Origin of the sequence: Prochlorococcus marinus str. MIT 0917, from assembly GCF_027359575.1 — a bacterium.
Lineage (GTDB): Bacteria > Cyanobacteriota > Cyanobacteriia > PCC-6307 > Cyanobiaceae > Prochlorococcus_B > Prochlorococcus_B marinus_D.
The window spans coordinates 947,692-959,859 of record NZ_CP114784.1; the positions used below are offsets into that span (position 1 = coordinate 947,692).

The 12,168-nt window shown below is 37.2% G+C and carries 13 protein-coding genes; 4 read left to right on the top strand and 9 right to left on the bottom strand.

The genetic code is table 11. The features are described 5' to 3' along the window. The first annotated feature begins 68 nt into the window (after positions 1-68). The 4 genes from O5637_RS05600 to O5637_RS05615 are packed head-to-tail and all read left to right on the top strand — an operon-like array spanning position 69 to position 4,661. Positions 69-1,061: a CNNM domain-containing protein gene (locus O5637_RS05600; protein ID WP_269606827.1), complete on the top strand. Its 993-nt coding sequence runs from the start codon at positions 69-71 to the stop codon at positions 1,059-1,061. Beyond that, entirely contained in the window at positions 1,040-2,380 is a 1,341-nt protein-coding gene (locus tag O5637_RS05605; protein ID WP_269606923.1) for a GTP-binding protein, read from the top strand. The genes O5637_RS05600 and O5637_RS05605 overlap by 22 nt, the downstream gene beginning before the upstream one ends. Further along, a complete protein-coding gene (locus tag O5637_RS05610) occupies positions 2,377-2,961 on the top strand; it encodes a nicotinate-nucleotide adenylyltransferase (RefSeq protein WP_269606829.1) in 585 nt (194 codons plus the stop codon). Before O5637_RS05605 ends, O5637_RS05610 begins: the two co-directional genes overlap by 4 nt. Next, the gene (locus O5637_RS05615; RefSeq protein WP_269606831.1) at positions 2,961-4,661 is read left to right on the top strand and encodes an NAD+ synthase; all 1,701 of its coding nucleotides are present in this window, start codon (positions 2,961-2,963) and stop codon (positions 4,659-4,661) included. Before O5637_RS05610 ends, O5637_RS05615 begins: the two co-directional genes overlap by 1 nt. A gap of 22 nt (positions 4,662-4,683) precedes the next feature. Here O5637_RS05615 and O5637_RS05620 read toward each other — a convergent pair whose 3' ends face one another. The 9 genes from O5637_RS05620 to O5637_RS05660 all read right to left on the bottom strand — a co-directional run bounded on the left by O5637_RS05620 (position 4,684) and on the right by O5637_RS05660 (position 11,929). Next, entirely contained in the window at positions 4,684-5,784 is a 1,101-nt protein-coding gene (locus tag O5637_RS05620; RefSeq protein WP_269606832.1) for a DUF3326 domain-containing protein, read from the bottom strand. Between the two features lie 293 nt (positions 5,785-6,077). After that, positions 6,078-7,028, bottom strand: a complete 951-nt coding sequence (locus O5637_RS05625; RefSeq protein WP_269606834.1) for a F0F1 ATP synthase subunit gamma — start codon at positions 7,026-7,028, stop codon at positions 6,078-6,080. A gap of 32 nt (positions 7,029-7,060) precedes the next feature. After that, the gene (gene atpA / locus O5637_RS05630; RefSeq protein ID WP_269606836.1) at positions 7,061-8,575 is read right to left on the bottom strand and encodes a F0F1 ATP synthase subunit alpha; all 1,515 of its coding nucleotides are present in this window, start codon (positions 8,573-8,575) and stop codon (positions 7,061-7,063) included. Between the two features lie 69 nt (positions 8,576-8,644). Beyond that, positions 8,645-9,193 (bottom strand): ATP synthase F1 subunit delta, encoded by a 549-nt coding sequence (gene atpH / locus O5637_RS05635; RefSeq protein WP_269606838.1) that lies wholly within the window; start codon positions 9,191-9,193, stop codon positions 8,645-8,647. After that, positions 9,193-9,705, bottom strand: a complete 513-nt coding sequence (locus O5637_RS05640; RefSeq protein ID WP_269606840.1) for a F0F1 ATP synthase subunit B — start codon at positions 9,703-9,705, stop codon at positions 9,193-9,195. The genes atpH and O5637_RS05640 overlap by 1 nt, the downstream gene beginning before the upstream one ends. Further along, positions 9,702-10,163, bottom strand: coding sequence for a F0F1 ATP synthase subunit B' (locus O5637_RS05645; RefSeq protein ID WP_269606842.1), 462 nt, complete (start codon positions 10,161-10,163; stop codon positions 9,702-9,704). The genes O5637_RS05640 and O5637_RS05645 overlap by 4 nt, the downstream gene beginning before the upstream one ends. A 128-nt stretch (positions 10,164-10,291) precedes the next feature. After that, the gene (atpE, locus tag O5637_RS05650; protein WP_011125758.1) at positions 10,292-10,540 is read right to left on the bottom strand and encodes an ATP synthase F0 subunit C; all 249 of its coding nucleotides are present in this window, start codon (positions 10,538-10,540) and stop codon (positions 10,292-10,294) included. 168 nt (positions 10,541-10,708) lie between these two features. Further along, complete coding sequence (atpB, locus tag O5637_RS05655) at positions 10,709-11,434, bottom strand: F0F1 ATP synthase subunit A (RefSeq protein WP_269606848.1); 726 nt, start codon at positions 11,432-11,434, stop codon at positions 10,709-10,711. Between the two features lie 75 nt (positions 11,435-11,509). Continuing rightward, the gene (locus tag O5637_RS05660) at positions 11,510-11,929 is read right to left on the bottom strand and encodes an ATP synthase subunit I (protein WP_269606850.1); all 420 of its coding nucleotides are present in this window, start codon (positions 11,927-11,929) and stop codon (positions 11,510-11,512) included. Between the last annotated feature and the right edge of the window lie 239 nt (positions 11,930-12,168).

Here is a 12,168-nt window from a genome sequence, read left to right on the forward strand (position 1 = left end):
GGCAAGAGAACTAACTTAGTGGAAAAATAAAAGCAAAAGATCCTTACTCTTTTAAAAATCTCTAGGGGATGACCCAAGACATTCTGCTCTTAACTGCTCTTATTGCGGTTGTTTTAATTGGTTCGGCAATGTGCTCAGGGATAGAGGCAGCGCTATTGGCTGTTAATCCATTACACGTTCATGAGCTAGCAAGAAGAAGTCCAAAAGTATTAGGGGCTAGAAGATTAGAAAAATTACGTCACAGGCTTGGAAGAACTTTAACTGTCGTAACAATTGCTAATAACAGTTTTAATATTTTTGGCAGTCTGATGGTTGGTAGCTACGCAAGCTTCATATTCCAAAATAGAATCGGATACCTCATGCCAATATTTTCAATTGGCCTGACCATTCTTGTTTTACTTCTTGGAGAAATTGTACCCAAAGCTCTTGGTACAAGACTTGCATTGCAAATCAGTTTAACTAGTGCTCCTATTCTAGATTTCTTAAGTATAATAATGAGACCATTGCTAATATTTCTAGAACGTCTATTGCCAATCATCACTGCCAAGAGTGAGCTAACAACAGACGAAGAAGAAATCAGACAAATGGCTAAACTTGGCTCGCAAATTGGTCAAATTGAAGCAGACGAAGCCGCAATGATATCCAAAGTTTTTCAGCTTAATGATCTTACTGCTAAAGATCTTATGACTCCAAGAGTTGCTGCCCCTACGCTCCTAGGAAGAGTTTCTCTACAATCTGTCAAATCAAATTTATTAGAGAATAATTCAACATGGTGGGTAGTATTAGGTGAAGAAGTAGACAAGGTCGTTGGTGTTGCTAACCGTGAAAAGCTATTAACCTCTTTACTTCGGGGAGACTCCCACCTAACTCCCTACGAGCTAAGCGAAAACGTAGAGTTTGTACCCGAAATGATTCGAGTAGACAGATTGCTTATTGGATTTAATGACGACAAAAAAGGAGTCCGAGTCGTGGTAGATGAGTTTGGAGGATTTGTTGGGTTAATTGGGGCCGAAGCGGTTTTAGCAGTACTAGCTGGTTGGTGGCGGAAATCGAAAACATGATTAAAGAAAAAGATATATCGACAAAATGCACCTTTTTACTTAATCAATGGGAGAAAAATTTAAATCTCACTAAATATGAGAGAACTAAATTTGAAAGCTTTTTAAATCAACTAGATTTTCAAATAAAAAAATTAGAAAAGAAAGAACTACAGATATCAGTTTTTGGACGTGTTGGGGTAGGAAAATCAAGCTTATTAAACGCATTGATTGAAAAACAAATATTTCCAGCCGATGTACTAAACGGGAATACAAAGACTACTAAATCTTATACATGGGACAAAAGATTTAAAAGCTTAAACAAGGTTGAGCTTATAGACTCTCCTGGTATAGATGAAATCAATAATGCTCATAAACAAGCAATAAATTTTAATAATGTATTAGATACAGACTTAATTATCTTTGTAATTGATAGTGACATAAATCGAATTGACTTGAATTCCATTGAAGAGCTATTAACGCATAACAAACCAATACTAATAGTCTTAAATCGTTGTGATCAATGGAACACACGAGAGACAAAACTAATACTCTCCAGTATTCACAGAAAATTATCATTTTGCAAACAAAAAATTAAGATTTCTTTAGTATCCTCATCTCCAAGGGAAGCAAAAATAAAACCGAATGGCACTATAAGAAGTGAACAAAAAACTCCTAAAGTTGATATTTTCAAGAACGAACTTAAAGATATTATCGATCAAAGTGGTGAATTACTTCTTTGCATCAATAGTCTAAGAATTGCAGAACAATTCTACAAATTACTTAAGGAGAATCGACTACTAAAAAAGAAAGAAAAAGCACAAAGTTTAATCGGCAAATATGCAACTTTAAAGGCCTCAGGAATAGCAATTAATCCCTTTTTAATGATTGATCTTATTACTGGTCTTGCTTTAGATAGTGCTCTTGTTATCCAATTAAGTCAATTATACGGTTTAGAAGTAGGTGGTCCATCTGCCAGACAAATAGTTAAAAAGCTTAGTTTTCAAAATTCTTTACTTGGAGGTGCACAAATAGGGATACAAATTACTTTAAATATTTTCAAGCAAATACTGATTCTTGTTGCTCCCCTTACCGGAGGATTAAGTCTTGCACCTACTGCTCCCATAGCCATTGCACAAGTGGCTCTTGCTATTCATGCAACAAAACTCATAGGTCGTCTCGCAGCTTACAAATTTCTTAATGATACAAATAAAAAAGATGGACGACCTCGTTTAATGTTGAACTATCTTCTCAAAAAAAATTCAGACTTAAGAATAATGCTCGGTGACTTTAAATTTCTTACATCAAATACGGCAAAAAATAAAAATCATTTATTACCATGAAAGCCAAAATAAATTCAATAGCCTTATTTGGGACCAGTGCTGATCCACCCACTTTGGGTCACGAGGCCTTGTTGATTGAATTAACAAAAATCTTCCCAAAAGTTATAACGTGGGCAAGTGATAACCCTGATAAAAAACATCAAATTCCACTTCTAAAAAGAACTCAGCTTTTAAGAATTCTGGTGCAAAAAATCTCACATCCAAAATTGGAGCTAGTTCAAGAATTGAGTAGTCCTAGGACAATTCATACTCTAAAGAAAGCTTTCCAACTATGGCCTGAGGCGAGTTTTAGCTTTGTCATTGGTAGTGATTTAGCTGTTCAAATTCCAAAGTGGCTTAATGCTAAGTCTATTCTCAATAAAGCAACAATAGCTATCGCGATGAGAGATGGATGGCCAATTAGTGATCAACAATTAGTGGAGATCAAAAAACTTGGTGGTGAAGTTGATCTATTACCTTTTCATATACCTGAATCATCAAGTTCGGAATTCAGAGAAAGACCTCAAGAACTTCTTGTTCCTCAAGAGCTGGTCCCATTACTACTTGAAGAGAATCTATACGGTCTAGCAGATAAAAGATAATGAAATTAGCATTGAGCCAACTAAATCCAGTTATTGGAGATCTCGATGGTAATGCCGAGAAAATATTTAATGTGTGTAAAGAGATCAAAAACAAGAATGTCGCTCTACTCATAACACCTGAGCTTTCTTTGATCGGCTACCCTCCAAAAGACTTATTATTTAATCCAAGACTTTTCGAAGAACAAAAAGATGTTCTAAACAAATTAAGCAAAAGATTAAGTAAGCTTAGTCAAAAATTTTCTGTACTCATTGGTATCGCAGAAGCAACACCAGATATAGAGATTCCTAAACTATATAATTCAGTTGTTATTTTAGAAAAAGGTAGTTGGCGAATAGTAGCAAGGAAGCAACTCCTGCCCACTTACGATGTTTTTGATGAAAAACGATATTTTCGCTCTGCAGAGAATACTAGTGTTTTAAACTTTAATTACCAAGATAAACTTTGGAAGATTGGAATAACTATTTGTGAAGATATATGGGTTGAGCAAAACCTGCAAAATGAAAAGGTCCTAGGGAAAGATCCTATAAAATCCTTAGAAAAAGAAAAATTAGACTTGCTTATCAATCTGTCAGCTTCTCCATTTATTGAATCGAAAAGTTTATTACGCCAACAAATAGCAGCCAAAGCAGCTATTCGTCTTTCATGCCCGGTAATCTACGTCAATCAAGTAGGAGGGAATGATGAATTGATTTTTGACGGTTCTAGTTTTGCGCTTAATAAACAAGGCAAATTACAACAAGAACTTCCTGCCTTTAAAGAGTCAGTTGGTCTTTGTGACATATCGTCCCTCAATCAACCACTTTCGATCTCAAGTAAACATCCAACATCACAAGAAGTTCTTTTCAGAGCTTTAGTTCTTGGAGTTAAAGATTATGCAAGAAAGTGTAATTTCAAAAGTGCCATTATTGGCTTAAGTGGGGGTATAGACTCAGCTCTAGTAGCAACTATTGCAGTAGCTGCTTTAGGCATCTCTAAAGTTCATGCGATTTTAATGCCATCTCCTTGGAGTTCAGCAGGGTCTGTAAATGATGCAACGAAATTAGCTAATCGACTTGGAATACATCATCAAAAGATTCCGATCTCAGATGTAATGAATAGTTTTAACGATGTTTTATCTAACTCAGTATGGGGCACACCAACCGGTATTACAGCTGAAAATCTACAATCTCGTATTAGAGGAACAATCTTGATGGCTCTTGCAAATCAAAAAAAGCATTTGCTTCTATCTACAGGAAATAAATCAGAACTGGCCGTAGGATATTGCACCCTTTACGGAGACATGAACGGAGGATTATCTGTAATTGGAGATCTTTATAAGACAAGTGTATTTGACCTATGTAATTGGATAGATAGTGAGTCGTCATCCATTTGTAGGAATGATTTATTTCTCCCTAAAATGGGAGAAATAATTGGCTCTGAAATAAGAAACAAGCCTCCCAGTGCTGAATTACGACCAGAACAATTAGATAGCGACTCTTTACCGGATTATTTCATTCTTGATCCAATACTAAAAGGATTGATTGAACAGCACTTACCAACTGAAGTTTTAATAGAAAAAGGATTTGATCAAACAATTGTTGATAAAGTAGCCAACCTATTAAAGAACGCCGAATTCAAACGTTATCAAGCACCTCCTTTATTGAAAATTAGTAATCAAGCTTTTGGAAGTGGGTGGAAAAAGCCAATAGCCTCAAGATAAATTTTTGAATTTACTTTTATTACTAACTCAATTCCTTTAAGCAATTAATTGGTCTTCGCAAAGACTTAATATTAATCCCATGACGTAAAGCTGTAATTAATCCTGCAGCCTCTAAATAATTTTCAGCATGCAAAATATTATTATATTCGCTACTTAAGCAATCTAGTCTCATCTTTTTAGAGCTAACATTTAATACTCCTTGATTAGAAACTACTATCAAAGGGATAAATCTTTCGATACAAGATAAAACTGCTTCGCCACCTAATGCGCCCTGTGGCACAACAATAGCTCCTAAATCCGTATTCTTTAAAATTTTCACCTGTAAAAAAGCATTTTCTATATTTTTTATAGCTGACTTACAGATGAGATCGGGTGCACGACTAAGACCAACTAAAACACTTTGCAAAAATGTATATCCGATCTCCTCTCCCGAGGTTCGAGGATCTAGATCATAATCAATTGGTAATGGCGCCAACCCCGGTGCATGTGCACATGGAATCAATAAATGTTTTACAAGAAAATGACTTATTACAGCTTCGACCCCCGCAATAATGTCGACACCATTACCTTTCCGATAAAGACTTGTTTCTAATTCATCACTATCATCAGGGAAACGAGTTACCACAGCAATTGCGGTTGCACCAGCTTTCTTAAGTTTTTCAGCAGCTCTTAAAAGGACATCTGGTTCTTCGATATTCCCCCAGCTTGAGCCACTTAAACCTTTTTTCAAAGTAACTCCTATGGCTCTTTCAGTTGTAATTACAGGGCCAATATCTAGCCCCAAGCTTGCGACACAGCCATCAGCAACTTGTAAATGTCTTTTTTTTAAATCAGACTCTAAGCCAGCATCTAATAGTATACCTACTTTTTGTTGTCTTACGGGTTTAAGAAACACTTCTCCAGCCGCAAAAAGATTTAAACTATACCCTTCTACGTATTGGACATCAGAATCTGGCCAATATAAAGATCCACCATTCATAACATTGGGATGAGTTATTAAACATTCACTAGCAGCAGCCAGTAATCTTGCGGAAGGGATTGCATCCCCTGCATATCCACCGACACTACACCCTATGCCAGTAGGAATAATCAATAATGTTGGCAAAGGATCAGTGTTAGTCATAAAGGAATCAATTCAATTCAATTAAGGATTAATACCTTTCCCCTTTTCTTGATTAATAATTACCAAAAATTCGACCGATATTATCTGGATTTTTTTTTCAGAATGAGAAGTCACTGAAGTAATGGCCCACCTAAGTGGTTCACCATATTCGATTAACTTAGATAAAATATAATTTTTCAAGTCAAATAAGCTTATTTCAGAAGGCCAATCTATGTCTAATTCTTTAAATTCAAGATTCACTTTATTAATTACTGATACGTTGATAATTCGCCAAGTTAGAGAAAGATAAGAAACTATGCTGCAGCGCCACCTACAACTTCTAAAATTTCTTGCGTAATTGCAGCTTGTCTGGCCTTGTTATAGTCGATAGTAAGGTTTTTAGCTAGTTCCTTCGCATTATCACTAGCATTATTCATTGCAGTCATTCTACTCGCCAACTCTGAGGCGGCAGACTCCTGTAATGCGCGTAGTAATTGATTCTGCAAATAAAGAGGTAAAAGAGCATTCAAAAGTTGATCAGGACTTTGTTCAAAAACGATATCGGATGGTAATTTCGGCTCTGCATTTGAAGGAGCAGAATCTTTCTCAATAATTAGTTGGCTATCTTTTGTAGTTAATCTAAAAATTTCATCTTCTGAATCTGCTATTCCTTGAGGATCCAAAGGTAAAAGAGTTTGTATTGTTGGATTACAACTAACCAAGCTTACAAACTTGGTAAAAATGACCTCTATTCGGTCAGTACTTTCGGAGAGAAATTCTGCTAATACTTCACTAGTAATAGATACGGCATCTTCTGAGGTAGGAACTTGTTCTAATTCTTTAAAAGTAGCTCTTATGTTATAGAGACTAGATCTATTCTCGAAATATCCTATGGCTTTCTTACCAATTAAAACTAGATCGGGACTAAATCCTTGATCTTTTAGTTCGGCATAGCGTTTCTCTGTTCGTTTAATAATATTTGCATTGTAGCCACCACATAATCCTCTATCTCCAGTAACAGCTAAGAGAGTAATTTTCTTAACTTCACGCCTATTGAGAAGAGGAGAGTCTGCAGCTTCAAACTGCATTCTTGATTGAATATTTTCTAAAACCCTTGCCAATCGATCAGCAAAAGGTCTACTCCGTAAGACCTGATCCTGTGCTCTCCTAACTTTCGCAGCAGCAACGAGTCTCATCGCTTCTGTGATTTTCCTAGTGTTTTTGACAGATACAATTCTGTCTCTTATGTCCTTGAGGTTAGCCATAGGTGATTGTCTCTCTTAGATAGCCTTTGTATTTAAGCTGCAAGCATGGAGGATTTAACCTCGTTAATAGCTTCCTTAAGCATTGATTCAGATGCTTCACTTAAGACTTTTTCAGAAAGAACATTCTTAATGAAATCAGCCTTATTTGTTTTTAGATAATCACGCAATTCACGAGCAAACTTTGTCACTTCCTCTTCAGGCACCTCGTCAATCAATCCTTTCACACCTGCATAAACAATAGCTACTTGTTCAGCTAGATTTAGAGGATCAAATTGAGGTTGTTTAAGAAGTTCTCTTAGCCTCTTACCTCTACCTAATTGCTTTTGAGTAGCTTCATCAAGATCTGAAGCAAATTGAGAGAATGCAGCAAGTTCATCAAACTGAGCTAGTTCAAGTTTTAACGTACCGGCAATTTTCTTAATAGCTTTCGTTTGAGCAGCCCCTCCTACTCGACTAACTGATATACCAACGTTAATTGCTGGTCTTAATCCAGAGTTGAATAAATCTGAGCTCAAGAAAATCTGACCATCAGTAATTGAAATAACATTGGTTGGTATATAAGCAGAAACGTCACCAGCCTGAGTTTCAATAATAGGCAAGGAGGTCATTGATCCTGCACCCATAGCGTCAGAAAGTTTTGCGGCCCTCTCAAGTAACCGACTATGGCAATAGAAAACATCTCCTGGATAGGCTTCACGACCAGGTAAGCGACGTAAAAGTAATGACATTTGCCTATAAGCCTGAGCTTGCTTGGTTAAGTCGTCATAAATAACTAGTGTCGCCTTACCTTGATACATAAAGTGCTCAGCAATTGCTGCACCAGTGTAAGGAGCTAAATATTGCAAAGCCGCAGCTTCAGATGCTCCTGCATTAACAATAATCGTGTAATCCAAAGCTCCTTTTTCTTTAAGAACTTCAACTACATTTGCCACTGATGCTTGTTTTTGACCAACCGCCACATAAACACAAACAACATCTTGACCTTTTTGGTTGATAATCGTGTCGATTGCTATTGCAGTTTTCCCTGTTTGACGATCTCCAATAATCAACTCTCTCTGACCTCTTCCAATAGGAATCATCGCATCAATAGAGGTGATGCCTGTTTGCATAGGCTCATGTACTGACTTTCTCTTGATAATTCCAGGAGCTATTGACTCAATTAATCTTGAGTCAGTTGTAGCCATCTCTCCTTTTCCATCAATTTGCTGTCCAAGAGGATTAACAACTCTTCCCAGCATTGCCTCACCAACTGGGACTGAAGCAATCTTTCCAGTTGCTTTAACTGTGCTTCCCTCTTGGACTCCTAAAGCTTCACCCATCAAAACGACACCAACATTGTCATCCTCAAGGTTTAAAGCAATTCCTTCTGTTCCATCTTCAAATTCAACTAGTTCACCTGCCATAACCTTTTCAAGGCCATAAACTCTTGCGATACCATCACCAATTTGTAAAACAGTACCTACATTACTCACAGAAACTGATTTATCATAATCAGCAATCTGCTGTTTAAGGATTGAGCTGATCTCGTCGGGACGTATAGAAACCATGGGATTAACTTAAGTTGGGGAAGATAAAAGGAAGGAAGAAAAGAAAGAAGAAAGTCAGTAGAGAGAGAATTAGCTGACCTTGGCCAAAGCAAGTCCAAGTCGTCTAACTTGCCCTGCGATGCTGGCATCAATGACCTTTGATCCAACATTGACCACAAAGCCACCTAGCAATTCAGAGTCGACTTTGAGATCGATTTCTAAATTATCTGTGCCAGCTATAGATTGTACTTTCTTGAGTAGCTCAGATTGTTGATCTTCATTCAAAGCTGAAGCTGAAGTAATTGTTGCTAAAGCAATATTTCTTTGTTCTCGATAGATTTCTAATAATCTTTCAAGAACAGAATTCAACAATCCAATTCTCTGTCGATCTGCTAAAAGTTTTAGAAGATTTAAGAAAGAGGGGTTTACCTGACTAGAGAAAAGCTTTTCTAAAGCTAATTTCTTCTGATTAACCTCTAAAACTGGCGATGACATTGCATCACTAAATTCAGGGCAATTATTCCAAAGTTCTAAAATAGATTTAGCTTGATTTACTACTTCATCAACTTCGTTTCGGCTCTCAGCGACTTGGAGAAAAGCTTCAGCATATGGAGTAGTAATAGTATTAAGTAGTGGCATTAGTTGTCTCCAATATTTTTAATTGACTGTTTAAGAAAATTATCTTGAGTATTTGAATCTAACTTTTTAGGAAGCATTGCTAATGCTTTTTCGATAGCAAGTTCTGCAGCCTCTTTTCTTAATTGAGATGTTACTCTTGCAGCTTCAGCATTTAAGTCAGAAGCTGCACCTTGTTTAATTCTTGCCATTTCCTCAACAGTTCTTTTTTCACTCTCTAGACGAATTGCTTCTGCTCTCGCTTTGCAATCATTTCGGATTTTGTCTGCTTTTTGCTTGGCCGAGGCAAGTTCGCCTTTTGCTTGTGAAAGAGAAACTTGTGCTTGAGCTAAACGCTCTTCTGCTTCTTTCAAGTCAGAAAGGATTGTAGTTCTTCGTCTTTCAAGAATTTTTCCTAAAAAGCCTGGCAAGAACTTATAGAGCCCAAAAACAACAACAGCTAAGTTAATGATGTTGGTCTCAAAAATATTTAAATTTAGGCCAAAGCCTGCGGAAGAGAACATTAAAGAAGTCATTTTTTTGCCAAGAGTCTTTCAATAATCAAAGCACCAAGATTGTCAGCCTCGGTTTTGAGTTGATTAAGAGCTTCATCTCTTTGTGAATCAATCTCACGCCTAGCTTTCTCTCTCGATGAATTTGCCTCTGAAGTAGCAAGAGCAAGAGCTTCTTTGTAAAGATTCTCAGAATCTTGCTCTGCCTCAAGAATGACCTTCTGAGCTTCAAGACGAGCTTCTTTTAGCTGATCTTTCAGTTCAGTCTCTAGTCGTTCAACCTCAGCGATTTTTTTCTTTGCTTCTGCCCGACTTGTATTTACATAATCCTCTCTTTCTTCAACTACCCGTCCTACAGGTTTAAAGAAAAGCGCATTAAGTATGAAAGTAAGCAATACAACTTGGACCGCCATAAGCGGAAGAGTTGCATCGAAATCAAACAGACCTCCCTCAGAGGCACCAAACAAAAACAAAGTTGGCATTAGCTAGGGGTGCAAGAATTTAAGCGAGCCGCATAACGGCAATTGAAATTTGCTAAAGAATTTTCAAATATTGGGCTGAAAGTCAATCAATTTGATTGATTTATTCAATCAGCCCTTTTTTGAAATATTCAACCAGCAAAAGGGTTAGCAAAGAGAAGCACCAATGCAACCACAAGGCCATAAATGGTAAGTGATTCCATGAAAGCGAAAGAAAGAAGCAAAGTACCTCTGATTTTTCCCTCGGCTTCTGGTTGGCGGGCTATACCCTCTACTGCTCCTTGTGCAGCACTACCCTGACCGATACCAGGGCCTATTGCGCCAAGGCCTACAGCTAAACCAGCTGCAACAACTGATGCGGCGGTGGTAATGGAATCCATAATTCTGCTAAAGATGTGTAGCGCTTTAAACGCTTATAGAGTTGTGACCGGGAGTTTATACCTGCGAGGGGTGCATCTCATAGTCCTTGAGATGATACTGAAAGAATTTCAGTCCTTAAAGCAGGAAATTTGCTATTGAAAAGTTAATTCGATAGCAAAAAATCATGATTAATGATGCTCTTCAACTGCTTCCCCGATGTAATAGGCAGCAAGAGTTGCAAAAATCAGAGCTTGAATAGCACTAGTAAACAAGCCTAGAAACATAACAGGAACTGGAAGAACAAGAGGCACAAGAAAAACAAGTACCGCTACAACAAGTTCATCCGCCAGAATGTTTCCAAATAAACGGAATGACAGAGAGAGAGGCTTTGTAAAGTCTTCAACAATTTTGAATGGGAGCATTATTGGCGTTGGGTGAACGTAATACTCGAAGTACCGCAAACCTTTATTGCTCAACCCCGCATAGAAATATGAGAGAGATACCAGTAGTGCTAAAGCAACAGTCGTATTTATGTCAGCCGTAGGTGCCCCAAGTTCACCACTTGGTAGTTCAATTAGCTTCCATGGAACTAATGCTCCGCCCCAGTTGCTCACGAAGATGAACAAAAAGAGGGTTCCGATGAAAGGCATCCAATCTCTATAAACCTTTTCACCAATTTGTGTTCTTGCGAGATCACGTATGTAATCCCATAGAAATTCCAAAAGATTTTGAACACCTTTTGGATCACGTTCCATTTTTTTTGTTCCAATGACCACTAAGGCAAGCAAAGCGCCTATGAGCAGCCATGAAGTCATAAAAACTTGGCCGTGAATTCTAAAATTTCCGATTTGCCAATAGAGATGTTGACCCACCTCTAATTCAGCTAAAGGAAAAACAAATGGTAAAAAACCCATTTATCTGGAAGTTAGGTTAAGAAGAAAATAAACGCCAAACAAACAAAACTTAAAAATTTAATTTCTAAAAAGCACCTATGGCATTGATAGAAACTGAATAATTAACGCTGGTTTATAAAGCAAAAATCCTAATAAAGCCGGAATTAAATCAAGTTGAGGGAATCTAGAAGATACCAAAAACAAAAGGACCGGAACTAACAACTGGACTTTACCGACCATTTTTGATGAAGTACCTAGTTTTCCAACTCCGCGAGCAAGCAAGCGAAAATAAAAAATTCCCGATAAAGCACCAATGAATAGGCTTGAACTAGCTTGGATTCCCCAAAAGAAACCTGCTATGCCAACAGAAAAAATAGTCAATAAAAATGTCAGACGGAATACTCGAAATTGAAGTTCAAGATATTCGTCTGATTTGACTTCGGACGATGAGTCCGATGAATCAATATCCAGAAGAGGATTATGACTTGAGCAATTTTCAACAGTCTCAGATGCCACGAAAATTCCTCCTACTGGAGTTCATTAGTGATAGCGAGAAGTTGTTTCGCAAACAAGACACCTAAGCTCTCTGCAAAGGCCCGGGGAATCTATCACGAGACTTGCATCAAAACAAAAAAATTTTTACCAATAAAATGAAAATTTGGTTAATCTAAGAACTTATGCAAAAATTTTAAACAAAGTTTTAGTTATCTAAGTCTAAATCAATATGCAGTCTCTTTAAAAATTTAATCATGATG